The following is a 20,369-nucleotide window of genomic DNA, read 5'->3' as shown; positions in this document are numbered from 1 at the left end:
TAGAATAAAGCGCCCGCGAGGCGAGCGCTAGGATTTCAGACAACTTTTAGCGGCCTAAGGCGCCAAACGGTCTATTTTCCAGCCAGTTGCGCTGCCGTTTGCCTCGTCTGCACTCTCGCGCTGATAAATAAAGCGGTCATGCAGGCGATGTTCGCCACCCTGCCAGAATTCCATTGAATCGAATTTAACGCGGAATCCACCCCAGAAACTTGGCAGCGGCACTTCGCCCTGACTAAATTTCTGCTTCAGCTCGAGGAATTTTGCCTCCAATACGCCGCGCGCCGAAATACGGGTCGACTGTTGAGAAACCCAGGCCCCGATTTGGCTATCTTTTGGACGGCTGGTGAAATATTTCATCACGTCGAGAGTTGGCAAACGCTCGGCTTTGCCCAGCACGATGACCTGACGGTCGAGCATGTGCCACGGAAACAGCAGGCTGATACGCGGATTATTGGCCAGCTGCTGCGCCTTGCGACTGCCCAGGTTGGTGAAGAACACCATCCCCTGCTCGTCATAATGTTTTAGCAGCACGATACGCTGGAAAGGCTGACCGTTTTCATCGACTGTGGCAACACACATCGCGGTCGGATCCGGCAGTTTCGCCTCGCAGGCCTGCTTGAGCCAATGCTCGAACAGCGGCAGCGGCGCATCGGTTAAATCCTTGCGTCGCAGGCCGCCCCGAATATATTCCCGTCGCAAGTCTGCAACATCAAATTCATTCTTTTCAGACATATAGAATCATCACGCGTTAATAAAGGATGGGATCATTCTGCTCTCATAGCTAAAAGATAACAATAATCTCAAGAGCATAAATTCAAATCCATTTTTCATGAATTTTCATTAAGAAAGTCGTGACCAAAATAATTGGGACTACAACAAGGCGGCAAACGCACGAATCCCCAAGAGCTTACATGAGTAAGTGACTGGGGTGAGTAAGAGCAGCCAACGCAGCTGTAGTTTCAAGAATGAAGGTCACAATCGTCGATGATCACATCGTCGCCACGCTGAACCAACGCGCTCTGCCCTTTGGACCAGAAGGTATAGCGGCCGTCGCTGTAGCGGGTGCCCGATGCGGCTTCAACCTGTGGCAGCTTGAGCTGAACACCGTCGAGAATCAGGCTGACCTGTTTCGCCGACTTGTCGAGATTGACCGTCAGCGGCGTGGTGCCGCACTGATAATGCAGCGGCACAATATTGGACTGCGGCTGGGCCGAGTGATGATCAAGCAGGCTACAGCCCGACAGCGCAAGGCCGGCGAGCGCGATAAAGGTGGTTTTCACCGAGGTTTTAACACGAGTTTGCATGAGTTTTTCATCCTGTTTATTTCTATCCTAACTTATTGCCGCGAGCCGTTTGAAAAAACCGGATAAATCGCACCGAGCACGGTTTCGCGGCTCGCGCCGGTGACCGACGGCAGATTTCCGGGCTGGCCAGACAGCGTGCGGAAGGCGAGCCAGGCAAAAGCCAGAGCTTCCATGTCATCGCCGCTCACGCCAAACGCATCGGTTGGACTGACTTCGGTGCCCGCCAGCAAGGCCGACAGGCGCGCCATGACCAGCGGATTCCGCGCGCCGCCGCCACACACCAGCAGCCGATCGCAGCCGCCCGCCAGCAAAACCTGCTCGGCAATGGTGACGGCGGTCAGCTCGGCGAGCGTGGCCTGCACGTCCTGCGGCGTGAGTTCGGCAAACGCGCTCAGTTGGCGGTCGAGCCAGGCCTGATTGAAATATTCGCGGCCCGTGCTCTTCGGCGCAGGTTCGGCAAAATAAGGGTCGGCAATCATATGCTGCAACAGCGCCAAATTTATCTGGCCCTGACAGGCCCATTCGGCATTTTTATCGTAAGGCTGGCCGAGATGCTGGTTTATCCAGCCGTCCATCAACATGTTGCCCGGACCGGTATCAAAACCGCGCACGGGCTGATTCGGTAACAGCAGGGAAAGGTTGGCGATGCCGCCGATATTCAAAATAATTCGCCGCTCCACCGGATGCGCCAGCAACGCCTGATGAAACGCGGGCACCAGCGGCGCGCCCTGTCCGCCCCACGCGATGTCGCGACGACGAAAATCGCCGATGGTGGTAATGCCTGTTTTCGCCGCGAGTCGGTTATTGTCGCCAAGCTGCATGGAGAAAGGCGTGTCACCTTTCGGCTGATGCCAGACAGTCTGGCCGTGGCAGCCGATCGCCGTCACCTCTTCCGGCTCGATGCCCGCCTTTTCCAGCAAACCCGCGACCGCGTCGGCGAAAAGATTGCCTAACAGCGCATCAAGCTCGCCCACCTGCGCCAGCGTTACCGCCTGTCCCTGACACATGTCGAGCACCGCCTGTTTGATAGCAGCAGGGATCGGATGCAAATAGCTGGCCTGCTGGGCCACCATTCTTTCATCTATTGCTGCGAGCACGACATCGACCCCGTCCAGACTGGTGCCTGACATCACGCCGATATAACGGCCCGACTTCATCGATAACATCTTAAACTCCTGCGAAAAAATCCGTCATGGCTAAAGGGTAATTGAACAGTAGGTCACAGAGAAATGGTTTCGACAGGTTATTTTTCTGATAATCTGACAAATTAAATCAACGTTTATTATTAGTTGATGGGCAGGTCGATAAGATGATGACCAGTTTGAGCTATCATAGTAGCTGACAGGTTCAACAGTGATGTTGAACTGGGTCCCGATTTCAAACGTCGAATGCTCACGGGCGTTGGCGTGTAAATAAACAGGAGTTTTATATGATCAAGCGTATTTTCATCGTGGCTCTGGTCGGCACAACCCTCGCTGGCTGTGTTAGCGACAACAATCTCTCGGGCAACGTCTACTCGGCGTCGCAGGCGAAACAGGTGCAGAATGTCTCTTACGGCACGCTGGTTTCTGTACGTCCGGTACAGATTCAGGGCGGCGATGAGAACAACATCATCGGGGCAATCGGTGGTGCAGTGCTGGGTGGTTTCCTGGGTAACACGATCGGCGGCGGCGCGGGTCGCAGCCTCGCAACGGCCGGTGGTGCGGTTGCCGGGGGTCTGGCGGGTCAAGGCGTCTCCAGCGCGCTCAATCGTTCAAACGGCGTAGAGTTGCAGATTCGTAAAGATGACGGCAACACCATCATGGTGGTACAGAAAGCCGACAGCAACACCAAATACTACGTGGGTCAGCGCGTCAGCATGGCAAGCAGCGGCAGTACCGTAACCGTTTCGCCAAGCGTCTAAGCTGCCCTGACTTTTCGGCCCGAGTAACTTTGCTGTTTGAACAAAGCTTGGGCCAAAAAAAATCGGAATCCTTATACAGGGTTCCGATTTTTTTTATTCAAACTGTTCTTTACGTTGATATCGCGTTAAAGATCGCCTGGTTTAGCCACTAAAATTTGCTGTCTTTGCAGCAAAAAGCAAAAAACGTTAATCGCGCGCGGCCATGATGGCCCTCGGCAACGAGCGTTGCCAATCTTGTTATGGTTTGTTTTGCAAGGCAGCAATATTTTTTTCCAATCTGGCCAACATGTCGAGCAAGTGCTTAATATCTGTCGATGAAATCCCCGACAGAATCTCCTGACGCGTATCGTCAATCACCGTTTCCATACGATTGATTATTGGCGCGGCTTCTTCAGTCAGTTTAATACGTTTGGCACGACGATCGCTGGCACAGGTTTGACGGGTAATCAGCTTTTTCTCTTCCAGTTGATCCAGCGTTCTCACCAGTGACGGCTGTTCGATACCAATCGCTTTCGCCAGCTGAATTTGTGACTGTTCAGGAGGCAAAATATTGATGTTATGCAAGGTCACCCAATGCGTTTGCGTGAGTTGCAGCGGCTTGAGCCGTTCGTCGATTAATGCACGCCAAACACGAACTAAACGTGCGAGATCTGAGCCGAGGTTCGATTCCAATGCACCCTCCTTATAATTAGCATGCTAAGATAACTCCCCAGAGTTTAGCTTAGTTATGGTGAATTTAATCGTAAATTTACATGCTAAACATGTAACGCCGAATACAATTAATCTGAGACGTGTACCCCAAATGCAAAAATGCATTCAGAATGCCGGTTATTTATAACACAACACGATGCAGAGATTAATATTGTGATTGCCCAAATGTTTCATTCTGGACCCTTTCTCCCTGATTTAGTATTGGGTGCTTCCCTTTATTTCCCACCTATCTTTAAAGCTTTTTTACTTGGACTCTTTTTTTGGCTGATAATTCATCATTTATTACGCAATTGGATCTATTCCGGTGAAATCTGGCATCCAACTTTGATGGATTTATCTATATTTGTCATATCGATATGCGCGGCGTTGCTTTTCATCGTGAAGATTGTGAATGAGTAAACAATGAAATTTAAAACCCTAAAATACTTTTCGACTCTCGCCGTTGTCGCCGTCGCATTATGTGCAGGTTGGTGGACGTGGAATTATTACATGCAGTCTCCCTGGACCCGCGATGGAAAAGTTCGCGCCGAGCTGGTAGATATCACGCCGGAAGTTTCAGGGCGAATTACCGATATTACCGTGCATGATAATCAGTACGTTCATGCCGGAGAGGTGCTGTTTACCCTCGACGCCGTTCCCTTCCAGATAGCCGTTGATAATGCGCAGGCTTCGGTCGATAAAGCGCAGGCCGATCTTGATAAGGCCAATCATGAAGCGCAGCGACGTCAAAAACTGGGCCGCGAGGTGATTTCCAGCGAATCACTCGATCAGGCAGTGCTCGAAGCCAAGTCGATGAAAGCCATGCTGGAAGCCTCCAAAGCGACGCTGGAACAGGCGCGCTGGAATCTCAGTAAAACAAAAATCGTAGCGCCGACAGACGGTTACATCACAAACCTTAATGCCCGTAAAGGCAACTATGCCAGCAGCGGCACGCCGTTGGTGGCGCTGGTCGACGCGCATTCGTTCTACGTGCTGGGATATTTTGAAGAAACCAAGCTTAAACATATTCACGTCGGCAGCCCGGCAGATATCGTGTTGTACGACGGCAATGTGCCGCTGAAAGGTCAGGTTGAAAGCGTGGGGCGGGCCATTTATGACCAAAGCGTCGAGAGTTCGACGGGCCTGCTGCTGGACGTTAAACCCAACGTGCCTTGGGTAAGGCTGGCGCAGCGCGTGCCGGTGCGCATTAAAATCGACAGCCTGCCTGCCAATCTGGTGCTGGTCGCGGGCACAACCTGTACGATTTCGATCCACTATTAAATTCGGTCGTTATCAGTTTCAGTTTCAGATTCAGTTTCGGTAAATCATTAAAGTGATCATAAGTTGAGGGCGTGGCGTGAATCTTTCGTGGCTTGAATGGAAAAATACGCTGTGGGGGAAATCGACGCCTGCGCAGTGGCGCTACGCCCTGCGTAATGCCATTGCCATGTGTCTGGCGCTGTGGATTGCTTTTGTACTCGAGCTCGATGAGCCTTACTGGGCGCTGACGTCGGCGGCGGTCGTCAGCTTTCCGACCGTCGGCGGGGTGATAAGCAAAAGTATTGGCCGCGTTTTTGGCAGCCTGCTTGGGGCGAGCGCCGCCGTGCTGATTGCCGGTCACGGCCTGAACGACCCGTGGCTGTTCACACTGTCGATCGCCGCCTGGCTTGGCGTTTGTACTTACGTCTCCAACCTGTATCAAAATAATGTCTCCTACGCCTTCGCACTGGCGGGTTACACGGCGGCGATCATTGCTTTTTCTACTGTCGATGTCACTGATACTACAACCATTTTTGATATTGCTCAGGCTCGCGTCTGTGAAGTGATTACCGGCATACTGTGCGGCGCATTCATGATGATGGTGCTGCCCAGCACCTCCGACGGCGACGCGCTGCTCACTTCACTGCGTAAAATGCACGTTCAGCTGTTGGAACACGCGCAGCTGCTGTGGCGCAGCGAGGTGAATAATCAAATTCGCGTCTCGCACGAGGGCGTGATTAACCAGATTCTGACGCTAAATCTGCTGCGAATTCAGGCGTTTTGGAGTCATTACCGGCTGCGTCAGCAAAATAACGTGCTCAACTATTTGCTCCACCAGCAGCTGCGGCTGACCAGTTATATCTCCAGTTTGCGGCGGATGATGCTCAACTGGCCCAATCAGCCCGAGAACCTTAATTCACTGCTCGCCGCCCTGCTCGAGCAGCTTCGCGACCCTGAAACCAACAAATATCAGCTGGCGCAGCTGCTGTATCAGCTCAAGCCGACGGATCCCGCCGATTATCGTCATCACGCTTTTTGGCTGCGCTTGCGCGATTTTTGCTGGCTTTTTCTGCGCACCGAACGGCTGTTGCAGCGCGTCGAAAACGCCAATCTGGTGGCTGCCGAACAGCTGCAAGCGCCAAAAGTCAGTCGATTAACCCGCCATGCCGACACTTACGAGGCCGCCTACAGCGGGCTGCGCACTTTTCTGTGTATCGTGCTGGCCTGTGCTTACTGGATAAACACGCAATGGGATTCGGGCGCGTCGGGCGTGACGCTGGCGGCGATTGGTTGCGTGCTCTACTCCTCCACCGCGTCGCCGATTAACAGCATCACGCTGCTCACTAAATCGCTGATTTTCCTGTTTATTGGCTGTTTTATTATCAAGTTTGGGCTGATGGTGCAGATCAATGATTTCTGGCTGTTTTGCGCCTTTTTACTGCCGCTGTTAGCCAGCATGCAGCTGTGCAAATTGCAGTACAAACGCTACGCCGCGCTGTGGGGACAGCTAATCGTATTCGGCGGCTCCTTTTTGGCGGTGACCAATCCGCCGACCTACGATTATCAATCTTTTATTAACGATGGACTGGCGAAAGTCGCGGGCGTGATGCTGGCCGGCCTGTTCTTTCAGGTGCTGCGCCCAAGTTCCGACAGCCGTAAAAGTCGTCGTCTAATCCGCGCGCTGCGTCGCGATTTTATCGACCAGCTCAGCCGTCGCCCGCAGCTGTCGCATTTACAGTTTGAGTCGCTGATTTACTATCGCGTTAACCAGCTGAATCAGAGTAAAGATCAGCTTTCGCGCACCTGGCTGCTGCGCTGGGGCGTGGTGCTGCTCAACTGTAGTCACATTGTGTGGCAGCTCAGGGATTGGGAATCGCGCTCCAATCCGCTGGCTAAAGTGCGCGACGTCTGTATTCACTGTCTCAAGGGAATAATGACCGAGCGTGGCGTCAGTCATCCGAAGCTGGATGCCAGTCTGGCGGAGTTACAGCGAATTAGCGACGTGCTTTCAACCCATCCGGATGCGTCGGCGCGCGAGTTGGCGGGGGTAATCTGGCGGCTTTATTGCTCGCTGTCGCAGCTGCAATCGGCGATAAATATCGAAGACGTGGCGGCCAATCCAGCGCCTTCTGCGCCCAAACCGGCTTAACGTTTAGCCGATCAAAACAGTGAAGGCTGCTCTGGCGGGGTTTCATCATTTGCTTTGGCGGCGCGGGAGAAGCGTAAATAGCGTTGATGGCAAAGATGCAGCACGTGGCGTTTTTCGGCGTTATTCATGCCGTTCCATTCAAAACGTTCCTGTCGGCTGCGAAAACAGCCGCGACAATAGCCTTTCGGGTCCAGCTCACACAGGTTGCGGCATGGACTGGGAATATCAAAAAACTCAAGCTGCTGCGCCACCGAACCTCCCACCTTTGTTATCACCAAGCCAAATCGCCAATAAACAGCCAACCTCTCTTATTGCCTTTATTTTAGTCTAACTCCGCAAAAAACCCGCTGCCCGACGTAGCAAAATGAGCGGTGGACGGCCTCGCTACATTGACCAGGAGAGATCGGTCTATTACCGTAAATGCAGTCAGCTAATAATTGGCTCCACTCATTTTCAGGGAATATCAAAACATGTCTACACTGTTTACGCCGATCGTTGTCGGTCACAAGACCTTGCCAAATCGCGTCTTTATGGCGCCGTTGACGCGTCTTCGCAGCATCGAGCCGGGCGACATTCCTACTCCGCTGATGGGCGAATATTACGCGCAGCGCCACAGCTCCGGCCTGCTGATTACCGAAGCGACGCAGATCTCTTTCCAGGCCAAAGGCTATGCCGGCGCGCCGGGCCTGCACACGCCGGAGCAGATTGCCGCGTGGAAAAAAATCGTCGCGGGCGTACATGCCAAAGGCGGAAATATTGCCGTGCAGCTGTGGCACGTGGGCCGTATTTCGCACACCAGCTTGCAGCCAGACAATCAGGCACCTGTCGCACCGTCGGCCATTGCTGCCGGTACACGTACCAGCCTGCGTGATGCCAACGGCAATCCGGTTCGCGAAGAGTGTTCAACGCCTCGCGCGCTGGAAACCGCTGAAATAGCGGGCATTGTTAATGATTTCCGCGTTGCCGCTGCCCATTCACGTGACGCCGATTTCGACTATATCGAGTTGCACGCGGCGCACGGCTACCTGCTGCACCAGTTCCTCTCTCCGGCCTCTAACCAGCGCGAAGATAATTACGGCGGCAGCGTCGAAAACCGTTCTCGCCTGACGCTGGAAGTGGTCGATGCCGCCGTGGCCGAAATTGGTGCCGATCGCGTGGGTATTCGTATTTCGCCGATGGGTCCGTTTAATGGTTTGGACAATGGCGACGATCAGGAAGCGGCCGCCGTTTACCTGCTCGACGAGCTGAACAAGCGTAATCTGGCTTATCTGCACATTTCAGAGCCAGACTGGGCAGGCGGTAAATCGTATACCGAAGCGTTCCGCAAGTTAATCCGCGAGCATTATAAAGGCGTCATCGTGGGCGCGGGTGCTTACACCGCCGAGAAAGGCGAAGAGTTGATCGACAAGGGTTACATCGACGCCGTGGCCTTTGGTCGCAGCTACATTGCCAACCCGGATTTGGTTGAGCGCCTGAAAAGCCATGCGCCATTGAACGAACCACAGCCAGAAACCTTCTACGGCGGCGGCGCGCAGGGTTACACGGATTATCCTACTTTATAAAGAAGCCGATTGGCAATGAGGCGGATGCTTACAGACTGTGCAGTTGGCCGGTCGCGTACAGACAAAGCCGCCTCATTGCGCTAGTCTAGTATCAATAGAATTAAATGAGAAACAGAGGATATTATGCGTTTACTCCATACCATGATCCGCGTTGGCGACATGCCACGCTCAGTGAAGTTTTACACCGAAATCCTTGGCATGCGCGTTTTGCGCACCAGCAAGAATGAAGAATACAAATACGATTTGACCTTCGTCGGCTATGAAGACGAAAGCAAAGGCGCAGTCATCGAGCTGACCTACAACTACGGCGTTGACAGCTACGATCACGGCACCGCGTTTGGTCACTTGGCGCTGGGCGTTGATGACGTTGCGCAAACCTGCGAAGACATTCGTAAAGCCGGCGGCAGCGTCGTGCGTGAAGCGGGTCCGGTAAAAGGCGGTTCCACTATTATCGCTTTCGTTGAAGATCCAGACGGTTACAAAATCGAACTGATCCAGTCCGAACACGTCGGTCACGGCTTGGGCAACTAAGTCTGCGGATTGTTGGACTCAAGGGCGCATCTCCTGCGCCCTTTTTTCTTTTTCCACTCCTTCCTGCATCTGGCCGGAATTTTTGCCATAATGCGCGCTGAATTCGTTTAAAGATAAGATAACAATGGCTGAAAAAAGTGACGTTAACGCCCTGAAAGGTCGTTTCCGCGGGTTTTATCCTGTGGTAATAGATGTAGAAACCGCCGGGTTTAATTCCCAGACTGATGCCCTGCTCGAAATAGCCGCCGTCACGTTAAAAATGGACGACGAAGGCTGGCTGCAAAACGATGAAACGCTGCATTTCCACGTCGAGCCTTTTGAAGGGTCGATCCTGCATCCTGAAGCGCTGGCGTTCAACGGCATCGATCCGACCAATCCGCTGCGTGGCGCGGTCAGCGAATATGACGCGCTGCATGCGATTTTCAAGGGGATCCGCAAGGGTATGAAGGAGCAGGACTGCAACCGCGCAATTATCGTGGCGCACAATGCCAACTTTGATCACAGCTTCCTGATGGCCGCCGCCGAACGTGCGGGCTTGAAACGTAACCCTTTCCACCCGTTTGCCACTTTTGATACCGCCGCGCTGAGCGGATTGGTGCTGGGTCAAACCGTGCTGGCCAAAGCCTGCATTGCAGCGGGCATGCCGTTCGACAGTTCACAGGCGCACTCCGCGCTGTATGACACCGAGCAGACCGCGCATTTATTCTGCGAGCTGGTCAATCGCTGGAAACGTTTGGGTGGCTGGCCACTGCCTATCGCCGCAGATGAAGATGAAATCGACGCCAACGCTGAATAACGACTAAAAGCACGGCTTAAAACAATAAAAAAAGAGCGGCTATCGAATATCGATGCCGCTCTTTTGTTTTGCCTTGAAGCATTCCCCTAAAAAGGGAGGAATGCTTATTCTGGCTGCTGTTCTTCGTTGGTCTTGTACTTCTCGGCCGTCTCTTTGATCAGCTGCTGCAGTTCGCCGCGCTGATACATTTCGATCACGATATCACAGCCACCGACCAGCTCACCGTCTACCCACAGCTGCGGGAAGGTTGGCCAGTTGGCGAATTTTGGCATTTCTGCGCGGATATCCGGGTTCAGCAGGATATCAACGTAGGCAAAACGCTCGCCGCAGGCTGACAGCGCCTGAACGGCCTGAGCAGAGAAGCCGCAGCTTGGCAGCTTTGGTGAGCCTTTCATGTAAAGCAGGATTGGGTTTTCGGAAACCTGCTGCTGAATTTTTTCAATAGTAGTGGTCATTTTCTTGCTTCCTCAAGCCATTAATTGGCTGTCACGGTCATTACTCAATCCAGGGAAAACCTGATCAACTGTCTGCCATTGTAACGATGGCAGCTCGCGGATAAAAACGCTATTTTTTGCAGGGTCTTTATCGCGTAAGTTAATGCATCACGGTAATGTCGGTGATAGTATCCCTGATTGCCAAAACAGTGCAAAACTAAAGATTCAAATAGAATAACATTTTTATTCTGTGACTTTAACCCAAAGGATCCTGACGGGATCTTTTTGGTAACGTCGGTATAAGCCCCTGAATCTCGGTTAATTTTGCAGCATCATAGTTCATATTTCAGCCGAAAAAAAAGTTATTAACTTTTTCTCACAATATGAATTAGAATCGAAGCAATTCGTGCTGTTTTGTCTCCCGCTTTTGGGGAATACTGGGACATCTTTTGATGTTTAACTTCGGCCTAATATTGGTAGCGACGCCATGCGTTTAATGTTTACGCTTTTTGTGCTGCTGTTTACCCAGCTCTTTTTAAATTTGGCGCATGCTTCGCCAAGCAGTCGTGTTTCCGTGCAGCAGGCGGAAAAACATATTAATCAGGCAAAACCTGATGAGCGACGAAAGCGAAAGGTCGTCGCCCGAAGCAGTAAAAAGACGAAAACGGTTCCCGTTAAAGAGCAGACTAAAGCGAAAGAACACGGCAAAAGTAAAACCCGCGTGCAGGCGAAGAGCAAAATTGCTCATCAACATCCTATCAGCACCAAGCTGGTAAGAAACAAAGCCGAAAAGCCGAAGAAAGAGATAACTTCTATTACCCGTTCTGTTGCCTCCACCACTAACGTGTTGTGCGCGACAGAAACGAAAAAGAGCTATGGCCGACATCGAAAGCATAAAGCCAAAGCCGATACCTGTGCCCCGCTGACTTTGAGCGCCGCACACAAGAAAAAGTATTTGCACGCTAAAGAAACCGCGATGAACAAGCTGATGCACCAGGTCGGCAAACCTTATCGCTGGGGCGGAACCTCGCCAAATACCGGTTTCGATTGCAGTGGTCTGGTCTATTACGCGTATAAAGATTTAATGCGTATCAAGATGCCACGTACCGCCAACGAGATGTACCATTTACGCGACGCAGCCCCTATTGCTCGCGGTGAGCTTGAATCCGGAGATTTAGTCTTCTTCCGTATTTCCAAGCGCGGCGCAGCGGACCACGTAGGCGTTTATGTCGGTAACGGCAAATTTATTCAGTCGCCACGTACTGGTGAAGACATCAAAATCAGTTATCTGGCCGATAACTACTGGCAAGACCATTATGTTGGTGCTCGCCGAGTGATGACGCCAAAAACGATTCGTTAAATAATGATTTCTCGCTTAACACCTGTGAATAGCATTTAACGAATGGTTTACCCCGAATCGCCTTCCAGCCCTAACAGGCAATATGGCTAAAGCGGGCGCAGAAAGAAAATAGACAAGGGCGATTTCTTTAATAGGAAATCGCCCTTTTCACTTTTAGCGCCGCCTGCTTTGGTTTTATTGCGCAACAAAACTCTTAAATAGGCCAATTTGCGCATCAAGTTAAAGGGAAAGCACAAATTTGGCTTTCCCTTTATAACGATATAAGAGAAAATTAGCGGTTACCACGCTGTGTGCCCGGTCTTAGCTGTCCGACGCTTCTTTCAGGCCTTCCTGAAACTCCCCAACGATTCGACTGCCTAAAATGATTTGAGCAGTGGAATGCACGCAGGCAAACGATTAACAAAAAACTAACGTGCTGAAAAGGGTTAGTTCAGGAGTGATTTTTACATGGCCACGATCAAAGATGTCGCTAAGCGCGCTGGTGTTTCGACTACAACCGTGTCGCACGTCATCAATAAAACCCGTTTCGTCGCCGAAGAAACCAAAGCCGCTGTCCGCGCTGCCATTAAAGATCTGCACTATTCGCCGAGTGCCGTCGCGCGCAGCCTGAAGGTTAACAACACCAAGACTATCGGCCTGCTGGCAACCTCAAGCGAGGCGCCCTACTTTGCCGAAGTGATTGAAGCGGTTGAAAATAGCTGCTTTGCCAAGGGTTACACCCTGATTTTGTGCAACTCGCACAATGATTTTGAAAAGCAAAAAGCCTATTTGCAGATGCTGGCGCAAAAACGCGTCGATGGCCTGCTGGTCATGTGCGCAGAATATCCTGCCGAGCTGCTGGCGATGCTCGAAGAGTATCGTTCGATTCCCATGGTTGTCATGGATTGGGGCGAGGCGAAAAACGATTTTACCGACTCGATTATTGATAACGCCTTTGAAGGCGGTTATCTGGCGGGCCGTTATTTGATCGAACGCGGTCACCGCGACATTGGCGCTATTCCGGGCCAGCTTAATCGCAACACCGGCGGCGGTCGTTATCGCGGATTTTTAAAAGCCATGAACGAAGCCAACATTGCCGTGCGCGATGAATGGGTCGTTCAGGGCGATTTCGAGCCAGAGTCCGGTTATCAGGCGATGCAAAAGATCTTGAATCAGAAGCAGCGGCCGACGGCGATTTTCTGTGGTGGTGACGTTATGGCAATGGGCGCGATTTGCGCCGCCGACGAAATGGGCCTGCGCGTTCCACAGGACATTTCGGTGATTGGCTATGACAACGTGCGCAACGCGCGTTATTTCTCACCGGCGTTAACCACCGTCCACCAGCCGAAAGAGCGACTGGGCGAAATGGCTTTCACCATGTTGCTCGACAGAATCATCAGCAAACGCGAGATTCAGCAGACCATTGAAGTGAAACCGAAGCTGGTAGAAAGACGCTCTGTGGTCGATGGTCCGTTTATCGACTATCGTCGTTAAAAGTTATTTATCAGATTAACCCCCTAAACGCCTACCTTGTAGGCGTTTTTTTTATTTAAAGCCTTTTTATACGGAACAGCCTACCGCAACCACTCTTTATTTAACGTCTCGCTGTCGCCCAAATAATTGAGCAGCCAATCCAGTGCCGGAGAGTGATTGCGCTGATCCCACGTCAGGCAACACGGGCTTTCCGGAAAACCACTGGCTAAATCGAGCACCGCCAGCTGCTGTTTTGCAATCCACGTTTCCACCATGTGAACGGGCAGCATGCCGACACACAGCCCTTCACACAGGCAATCGATGGCACAGGTCCAGTCCGGCACCACTAAACGGCGCTGGTTATCGAGTGTCCAGGTGTCGCGCTTAGGCAGATTTCTTGAAGTATCTTCAATACACAGCGCAGGATAAGGGCGAAGCGCGTCATCGTTAAGCGCCAGCTTAAGCTGTGCCAACGGATGTTCGGCGCTGACTACACAATGCCACGGCAAGGTGCCCATATCTCGGAAGCTAAAACGCCCGCCCACCGGCACCGCGCTGGTCGCGCCAATCGCCACGTCGGCGCGATCGTCGGCCAGCGCGTCCCACACGCCGTTAAAAACTTCGCCCTGAATGAGCAGCTCCGTATCGGGAAAGGCGCGGTAAAAATCCACCACCAGCTGGCGCACGCGCGCCGGTTTAACGATGCGATCCACCGCCACGCGCAGCTGTCCGCTCCAGCCGTTGGCAATCTGCTGACACTGACGCCGGGTTGAGAGCATTTTTTTGATAAGCACCCGCGCTTCTTCAACGAAAAGCCGCCCTGAAGGGGTTAATTCCACGTCGCGATGCCGCCTTTCGAACAGCGGCACCGCCAGCCATTCTTCAAGCTGGCGCACCTGATAACTGATCGCCGAGGGCACGCGATTCAGCTCTTGAGCCGCCGCGGTAAAGCTGCCGTTCCGCGCGACGGCGTCGACGACTTCCAGTGAATATTCTGACCACATAACCGGTTCCTCGCGACGCCTGAAAAGGCCGCCCTCTGCTTTCAAAATTTTTGAATCGATGGTGCAAATATTAGCGTTTCACAACCGCCGCGCCAAGCAGATAAACTGCGCGCTCTTAACTTTTCGCTTTTAGCACATTCACTCCCAAATTCTGTCCCTACAACAGTTTTGGCTACGTTTACGCATTACAAGAGAACATCATGAAACCTTCATTTGGATTTTTACTTTATTTGGCGGGTCTGAGCATGCTCGGATTTTTGGCCACCGACATGTATCTGCCGGCCTTCGGTTATATGCAAGAAAGCCTTGATGCCTCGCCCGGCGCAATTAGCTCGAGCCTGAGCGTTTTTCTAGCGGGTTTTGCGGCCGCGCAGCTGATTTGGGGGCCATTGTCAGACAAGTTTGGTCGGAAACCTATCCTGCTGGCGGGTTTGGGGCTGTTTACCTTCGGCTGTCTCGGCATGATTTGGGTGCAAAGCACCGAGCTGCTGCTGGCGCTGCGTTTCGTGCAGGCCGTGGGCGTTTGTGCGGCGGCGGTAAGCTGGCAGGCGCTGGTGGTTGACCGCTATTCCGCGCAGGTTGCCAAACGCACTTTTGCCAGCATCATGCCGCTGGTCGCGCTTTCCCCCGCGCTTGCCCCACTGGTCGGTGCCTGGGTTTTGAATCACTTTAACTGGCGCGTGATTTTCGCCCTGCTGTTAGTTCTGGGCGCGTTGCTGCTGTTCTTCACGCTGACCTTAAAAGAAACGCGTAAAGCAAGCGGGCAAAAAAATTCATCACAAAGTGGGATCGGCAGCATGTTAGCCTCGCCGGTCTATAGCGGTAACGTATTGATTTACGCCGCCAGCTCGGCGGGTTTCTTTGCCTGGCTGACCGGCTCACCCTTTATTCTGGGTGAAATGGGCTATGGCGCATCGGCCATTGGTTTAAGCTATGTGCCTCAAACGATTGCATTTTTACTCGGCGGTTATGGATGTCGCGCGCTTATCGGCAAAATTGATGGCGCTCGCCTGCTGCCTTGGCTATTAGTGGGCTATGCGGTCAGCGTTATTTCATTATTCCTGATTGCCACACTCACCACGGCGCCATTATTAGCCTTGCTGATTCCGTTCTGCTTTATGGCTTTCATGAACGGTGCCTGTTATCCGATTGTGGTGGCGAACGCATTGATGCCCTTCCCGGCAAATACCGGCAAGGCTGCCGCGCTGCAAAATACTCTGCAATTAGGATTATGTTTTATTGCCAGCATGCTGGTCTCGACATTTATTGCCCAACCTTTGCTGGCGACGGTCACAGTGATGTTATCGACGGTAGGATTAATGGTATTGGGATATAGATTGACGAAGAAAGTGGCAAAACAGAAGTCCAGACATCCAGAAGCAAAGCATGCTAATTGACTGCTAAAAAATCATAGCAAACAGTGAGTTGAACAATAGGTGCGCCTGCGAATATTTAATATTGAGAATGCTGGCAGGCGAGCTTATACTCAATTCAACAAAATAAAATAACACTTTTACAAAACTTTTATCACAAGCAACTTTTGGGCGCGGGCATCGCGTCACATTAATAGTACAAGGATGTTTCACCGTGGCGTTAAACCGTCAGGTGTCCTTCGTATTTTCCTCTGTTCATAGTCGTATATCAGGCAAGACGGATCCTTTCGTCTGTTCTCATTAGATCTGCCAGGCGTTCCTATTTGTTAATGGGTTAAATAACTTGGCTGGTTAAATAAGTTGGCTGGTTAATAAGTCAGAAGAGAAAAGTGATGGAGAAGCTATGAGTACATCGTGCGTAGAAGATCTAAGTATTCAAGACAATCAGTGGTACCGCATCGCAAGCGAAATGTTAAGAATGGCTGGCATCGAGGTTAATGGTTCCCGCCCTTTTGACATTACCGTAAAAAATCCCGATTTTTTTAAACGTGTCCTGCAGGAAGGTTCGCTCGGTTTGGGTGAAAGCTACATGGACGGCTGGTGGGAATGTGAAAGACTCGACATTTTCTTCCAACGCGTTGTTGCCGCTGGCCTTGAGAGCAAACTTCCGCATCATTTAAAGGACACCCTTCGCATTGCAGCAGCAAGACTGACCAACCTTCAATCCAGAAAACGTGCCTGGATCGTCGGTAAAGAACATTACGACCTCGGTAACGATCTGTTCAGTAAAATGCTCGACCCCTACATGCAATATTCCTGCGGCTATTGGAAAGACGCCACCACGCTTGAACAAGCGCAGGAAGCCAAGCTGAAAATGATTTGCGATAAACTGCAACTGCAACCGGGTCAGCGCCTGCTCGACATCGGCTGTGGCTGGGGTGGATTAGCGGAATATGCCGCGCGCAACTATGGCGTGAGCGTTTTCGGCGTGACTATTTCGGCCGAACAGCAAAAAATGGCTCAGCAACGCTGCGAAGGTCTCGACGTGACTATCCTGTTACAGGATTATCGCGACCTCGACGACCAGTTTGATCGCATCGTGTCGGTCGGCATGTTCGAGCATGTGGGTCCGAAAAACTATCAGACCTATTTCAACGTGGTTAAACACAATCTCAAGCCCGACGGCCTGTTCCTGCTGCACACCATCGGCGCCAATAAAACCGATCTCAACGTCGATCCGTGGATTGATAAATATATTTTCCCTAACGGCTGTCTGCCGTCGGTTAAGCATATTGCTCAATACACCGAAGGGTTGTTCGTCATGGAAGACTGGCACAATATTGGCTCGGATTACGACCACACGCTGATGGCCTGGTATGAGCGTTTCCTGCAAGCCTGGCCTACGATTGCCGATAACTATTCAAGCCGCTTTTACCGGATGTTCTCCTACTATCTGAACGCCTGCGCCGGGGCATTCCGCGCGCGCGACATTCAGCTTTGGCAGGTAGTATTGAGTCCGAACGGCGTTGAAGGCGGGATCCGCGTGCCGCGTTAAACCTAAGTTTTAACTAGCTTTTTTTATTTATTTGGGTTCTACACATTAGCTGCTGCAACAAAAAAGCCGAAGGCGACGTTAATTGCCCTCGGCTTTTTATTGGCTCTTTTTTATCACTCAGCGTCGTGATGTTGCTGCTCGGCCAGCGCGGCGGCGGCGGCCTGTGCTGCTTCACGGCTGGCAAGCACCCGCTCTACGGTATCGACAATGGCCTGAGTTTGCGGGTCAATCTCGATATTAATCTTGTCGCCGAGACGTTTATTGCCAAGCGTGGTGCGCTCCAGCGTTTCAGGAATTAAATGTACGCAAAAACGCGTTGGCGTGACTTCGCCGACGGTCAAACTGATGCCATCGATGCCCACGTAACCTTTATGCAGAATATATTTCATGTAATCAGGATGCGGCAGGCGGAACCAGATTTGACGATTATTTTCTGAAGTTAAAATCTTTTGTACTTCTGCCGTACAAACAATGTGGCCTGACATCAAATGTCCGCCAATTTCGTCATCAAAACGGGCTGCACGTTCAATATTAATTTCATCACCAATCTGAAGTTCGCCCAGATTGGTCAGTCGCAGCGTCTCTTTAATCAGATCAAAGCTCACCAGATCGTCTTCAACTTTGGTCACCGTCAGGCAGCAGCCGTTGTGGGCCACGGAAGCGCCCAGCGCCAGATTCGGCAGCAGTTCGGCCGGCAATTTCACCACGTGGGTTCTGAAATTAGGTTTTTCGTCGATGGACACTAGCGTGCCTTTGCCCTGCACAATTCCGGTAAACATAACGCGCGCCTCGCAAATTCAATTTAATTACTTCAGATGATGCTAATAAGTTTGCCGTACTTCCTCACGAAAGCCAAATTCAATACGGGTCCAAACGTGCTGCGCGGTATAAAATGTTTCCAGATGAAGATTGCATGACACTTAAGCATGCGATTGGCTTAACCTGCATGACAAGGTACAATCTTTCAGCAATTTTCCGTTATGTTCTATTTATTTAGAATAGGTTCCCTCTGTTTACAACACAGAGCGTTGATTGAAAGATAATGAAACCCTCTGGAAATAACGTCGCCGCTGAGTGACGGTTCCGCTTATTAATTATTAATGACTATAAAAGGTGTAATGCGTGCAGAAGTACCTTACAGAAGCGCGTAGTTTATTGGCTCTCGCTATCCCCGTTATTCTTGCCCAGATTGCGCAAACAGCAATGGGTGTTGTCGACACCATAATGGCAGGATCGGTGAGCGCGACCGATATGGCTGCGGTTGCCGTCGGGACCTCGATTTGGTTACCGGCGATTTTATTTGGACACGGCCTGCTGCTGGCCCTCACCCCGACCGTTGCCCATTTAAACGGCGCCGGACGACGTGACAAAATCGGCGATCAGGTGCAGCAAGGTTTCTGGCTGGCCGGTGGCGTTTCGCTGCTGGTGATGGTGGTTATCTATAATTGCGACCTGATGATTGGCCTGATGCACAACATCGATCCGCTGCTTAAAGAGAAAGCCATTGGCTATCTGCGGGCGATTATGTGGGGCGCGCCGGGCTATCTGTTCTTCCAGGTATTACGTGACCAGTGCGAAGGCCTGTCGAAAACCAAGCCGGGCATGGTGTTCGGCTTTATCGGGCTGCTGGTCAATATTCCGGTTAACTACATCTTTATTTATGGCAAGTTTGGCGCGCCTGCGCTGGGCGGCGTGGGCTGTGGCGTAGCAACCGGCACCGTTTATTGGGTGATGTTTATCATGATGCGCATTTACACCAAACGCGCGTTCTGGCTGAAAGATATTGTGCCGACCCAGTCGTTTGCCAAGCCTGATTGGGCCGTGCTCAAACGTCTGACCCAGTTGGGCCTGCCCGTTGCGTTGGCACTTTTCTTTGAAGTCACGCTGTTTGCCGTCGTTGCGCTGCTGGTTTCGCCGCTCGGAATTGTGGCGGTCGCGAGTCATCAAATTGCCCTTAACGTCGGCTCGCTGATGTTTGTGGTGCCGCTTTCTTTGAGCGTCGCGGCCACCATTCGCGTAGGTTCGCGGCTAGGCGAGTCTAATCCGCAGGCGGCGCAGGTTTCGGCTTACACCAGCATTGCCACGGGGGTGGTGATGGCCTGCTTTATCGCCACGGCGGTGGTGCTGTTACGTGAAAAAATTGCGCTGCTGTATAACGACAGCCCCGAGGTGGTGAGTTTGGCCTCGCATCTGATGCTGTTTGCGGCGATTTTCCAAATTTCCGATGCCATTCAGGTGATTAGCAGCGGGGTGCTGCGAGGTTATAAAGACACGCGCTCGATTTTCTACATCACCTTCACGGCGTATTGGATTTTGGGGCTACCAATCGGCTATTTGTTGGCATTGACGGATTATCTGGTGCCCGCGATGGGGCCTAGCGGCTTCTGGTGCGGATTTATTATCGGCCTGACGTTCGCGGCGACCATGATGTCATTTCGCATGCGCTGGTTGCAGAAACAGTCATCATTTTCGATTTTACAGCGCGCCGGGCGTTAAGCCTTATTAATCAGGCTGGGTGACAGATGATAATCTTCTCCCAGCCTGATCACTTTCCTTTTCTTTCGTTTTGTTTCGTTCAGGTTTTCATTTTTCCCCATCAGTAATCCGTGTTCCTAGCGTCATTAATGACCAAAAAATCAACGGAATGAGCGTTAGCGCAGCAATCAGATGCAATATGTCATGAAAATGCATTTTTTCCCTTGCCAGTCATCGGGTAGGTCGTTAATATTCGTCCCCGCTGCCAGCACTGGCAGACAGGGATAACGATGCGTCCGTAGCTCAGTTGGTTAGAGCACCACCTTGACATGGTGGGGGTCGGTGGTTCGAGTCCACTCGGACGCACCAAATCTCGAAAGCTATTGATTTAAAAGTTAATGATTTCAAACTAAATCATGACTCGCAGTAAATTGCATTTTGATGTGCGTCCGTAGCTCAGTTGGTTAGAGCACCACCTTGACATGGTGGGGGTCGGTGGTTCGAGTCCACTCGGACGCACC

Annotated in this window: 20 protein-coding genes and 2 tRNA genes; 14 read left to right on the top strand and 8 right to left on the bottom strand. The window is 51.8% G+C overall.

Features of this window, described 5'->3' with window-relative positions; genetic code table 11:
• Positions 1-54 precede the first annotated feature (54 nt).
• The 3 genes from pdxH to anmK form a co-directional block, all read right to left on the bottom strand.
• Positions 55-732 carry a pyridoxamine 5'-phosphate oxidase gene (pdxH, locus tag SC206_RS19395; RefSeq protein ID WP_332739899.1) on the bottom strand — a complete coding sequence of 226 codons (678 nt, stop codon included), beginning with the start codon at positions 730-732 and terminating at the stop codon, positions 55-57.
• A gap of 227 nt (positions 733-959) precedes the next feature.
• Positions 960-1,304, bottom strand: a complete 345-nt coding sequence (locus tag SC206_RS19390; RefSeq protein WP_332739897.1) for an MliC family protein — start codon at positions 1,302-1,304, stop codon at positions 960-962.
• Between the two features lie 32 nt (positions 1,305-1,336).
• Positions 1,337-2,461 carry an anhydro-N-acetylmuramic acid kinase gene (anmK, locus tag SC206_RS19385; RefSeq protein WP_332740343.1) on the bottom strand — a complete coding sequence of 375 codons (1,125 nt, stop codon included), beginning with the start codon at positions 2,459-2,461 and terminating at the stop codon, positions 1,337-1,339.
• 272 nt (positions 2,462-2,733) lie between these two features.
• On the opposite strand from anmK, the gene SC206_RS19380 reads away from it, so the two are divergent.
• Positions 2,734-3,207 (top strand): glycine zipper 2TM domain-containing protein, encoded by a 474-nt coding sequence (locus SC206_RS19380; RefSeq protein WP_332739895.1) that lies wholly within the window; start codon positions 2,734-2,736, stop codon positions 3,205-3,207.
• A gap of 237 nt (positions 3,208-3,444) precedes the next feature.
• Here SC206_RS19380 and slyA read toward each other — a convergent pair whose 3' ends face one another.
• On the bottom strand, positions 3,445-3,879 hold the full coding sequence (gene slyA, locus SC206_RS19375) for a transcriptional regulator SlyA (protein ID WP_332739893.1): 435 nt from the start codon (positions 3,877-3,879) through the stop codon (positions 3,445-3,447).
• 192 nt (positions 3,880-4,071) lie between these two features.
• Here slyA and SC206_RS19370 point away from each other — a divergent pair, with 192 nt between their 5' ends.
• From SC206_RS19370 to SC206_RS19360, 3 genes are all read left to right on the top strand, one after another.
• Positions 4,072-4,317 carry a DUF1656 domain-containing protein gene (locus tag SC206_RS19370; RefSeq protein ID WP_332739891.1) on the top strand — a complete coding sequence of 82 codons (246 nt, stop codon included), beginning with the start codon at positions 4,072-4,074 and terminating at the stop codon, positions 4,315-4,317.
• 3 nt (positions 4,318-4,320) lie between these two features.
• Positions 4,321-5,178: an HlyD family secretion protein gene (locus tag SC206_RS19365; RefSeq protein ID WP_332739889.1), complete on the top strand. Its 858-nt coding sequence runs from the start codon at positions 4,321-4,323 to the stop codon at positions 5,176-5,178.
• A gap of 76 nt (positions 5,179-5,254) precedes the next feature.
• Complete coding sequence (locus tag SC206_RS19360) at positions 5,255-7,306, top strand: FUSC family protein (RefSeq protein ID WP_332739887.1); 2,052 nt, start codon at positions 5,255-5,257, stop codon at positions 7,304-7,306.
• 11 nt (positions 7,307-7,317) lie between these two features.
• On the opposite strand, the gene SC206_RS19355 is transcribed toward SC206_RS19360, so the two are convergent.
• Entirely contained in the window at positions 7,318-7,557 is a 240-nt protein-coding gene (locus SC206_RS19355; protein WP_332739885.1) for a DUF1289 domain-containing protein, read from the bottom strand.
• Between the two features lie 219 nt (positions 7,558-7,776).
• Between SC206_RS19355 and SC206_RS19350 the strand changes: the two genes are divergently transcribed.
• From SC206_RS19350 to rnt, 3 genes are all read left to right on the top strand, one after another.
• Positions 7,777-8,868 carry an alkene reductase gene (locus SC206_RS19350; RefSeq protein WP_332739883.1) on the top strand — a complete coding sequence of 364 codons (1,092 nt, stop codon included), beginning with the start codon at positions 7,777-7,779 and terminating at the stop codon, positions 8,866-8,868.
• 123 nt (positions 8,869-8,991) lie between these two features.
• A complete protein-coding gene (gloA, locus tag SC206_RS19345; protein ID WP_332739881.1) occupies positions 8,992-9,399 on the top strand; it encodes a lactoylglutathione lyase in 408 nt (135 codons plus the stop codon).
• A gap of 124 nt (positions 9,400-9,523) precedes the next feature.
• Positions 9,524-10,195, top strand: coding sequence for a ribonuclease T (gene rnt / locus SC206_RS19340; protein WP_332739880.1), 672 nt, complete (start codon positions 9,524-9,526; stop codon positions 10,193-10,195).
• A gap of 104 nt (positions 10,196-10,299) precedes the next feature.
• Here the strand turns inward: rnt and SC206_RS19335 are convergent, their stop codons facing one another.
• Entirely contained in the window at positions 10,300-10,650 is a 351-nt protein-coding gene (locus SC206_RS19335; protein ID WP_332739878.1) for a Grx4 family monothiol glutaredoxin, read from the bottom strand.
• A gap of 466 nt (positions 10,651-11,116) precedes the next feature.
• Here SC206_RS19335 and SC206_RS19330 point away from each other — a divergent pair, with 466 nt between their 5' ends.
• Both SC206_RS19330 and purR read left to right on the top strand, forming a co-directional pair.
• Positions 11,117-11,989, top strand: a complete 873-nt coding sequence (locus SC206_RS19330; protein ID WP_332739876.1) for a C40 family peptidase — start codon at positions 11,117-11,119, stop codon at positions 11,987-11,989.
• 447 nt (positions 11,990-12,436) lie between these two features.
• Positions 12,437-13,462, top strand: a complete 1,026-nt coding sequence (gene purR, locus SC206_RS19325; protein ID WP_332739874.1) for an HTH-type transcriptional repressor PurR — start codon at positions 12,437-12,439, stop codon at positions 13,460-13,462.
• An 80-nt stretch (positions 13,463-13,542) separates the two neighbouring features.
• Here purR and punR read toward each other — a convergent pair whose 3' ends face one another.
• The gene (gene punR, locus SC206_RS19320; protein WP_332739872.1) at positions 13,543-14,445 is read right to left on the bottom strand and encodes a DNA-binding transcriptional activator PunR; all 903 of its coding nucleotides are present in this window, start codon (positions 14,443-14,445) and stop codon (positions 13,543-13,545) included.
• A 200-nt stretch (positions 14,446-14,645) separates the two neighbouring features.
• Here punR and punC point away from each other — a divergent pair, with 200 nt between their 5' ends.
• On the top strand, positions 14,646-15,842 hold the full coding sequence (gene punC, locus SC206_RS19315) for a purine nucleoside transporter PunC (RefSeq protein ID WP_332739870.1): 1,197 nt from the start codon (positions 14,646-14,648) through the stop codon (positions 15,840-15,842).
• A 379-nt stretch (positions 15,843-16,221) separates the two neighbouring features.
• On the top strand, positions 16,222-17,373 hold the full coding sequence (cfa, locus tag SC206_RS19310) for a cyclopropane fatty acyl phospholipid synthase (RefSeq protein WP_332739866.1): 1,152 nt from the start codon (positions 16,222-16,224) through the stop codon (positions 17,371-17,373).
• 113 nt (positions 17,374-17,486) lie between these two features.
• Here cfa and SC206_RS19305 read toward each other — a convergent pair whose 3' ends face one another.
• Positions 17,487-18,152, bottom strand: coding sequence for a riboflavin synthase subunit alpha (locus SC206_RS19305; RefSeq protein ID WP_332739864.1), 666 nt, complete (start codon positions 18,150-18,152; stop codon positions 17,487-17,489).
• A 343-nt stretch (positions 18,153-18,495) separates the two neighbouring features.
• On the opposite strand from SC206_RS19305, the gene SC206_RS19300 reads away from it, so the two are divergent.
• The 3 genes from SC206_RS19300 to SC206_RS19290 all read left to right on the top strand — a co-directional run bounded on the left by SC206_RS19300 (position 18,496) and on the right by SC206_RS19290 (position 20,367).
• On the top strand, positions 18,496-19,869 hold the full coding sequence (locus SC206_RS19300) for an MATE family efflux transporter (RefSeq protein ID WP_332739862.1): 1,374 nt from the start codon (positions 18,496-18,498) through the stop codon (positions 19,867-19,869).
• 271 nt (positions 19,870-20,140) lie between these two features.
• Positions 20,141-20,217 (top strand) — tRNA-Val (locus SC206_RS19295).
• A 76-nt stretch (positions 20,218-20,293) separates the two neighbouring features.
• Positions 20,294-20,367, top strand: a tRNA-Val gene (locus SC206_RS19290).
• The last annotated feature ends 2 nt before the right edge of the window (positions 20,368-20,369 follow it).

Origin of the sequence: Rouxiella sp. T17 (genome assembly GCF_036663475.1) — a bacterium.
GTDB lineage: Bacteria > Pseudomonadota > Gammaproteobacteria > Enterobacterales > Enterobacteriaceae > Rouxiella.
Note: the sequence above shows the minus strand (reverse complement) of the source record. Positions and strands in the feature narration are given on the sequence as shown.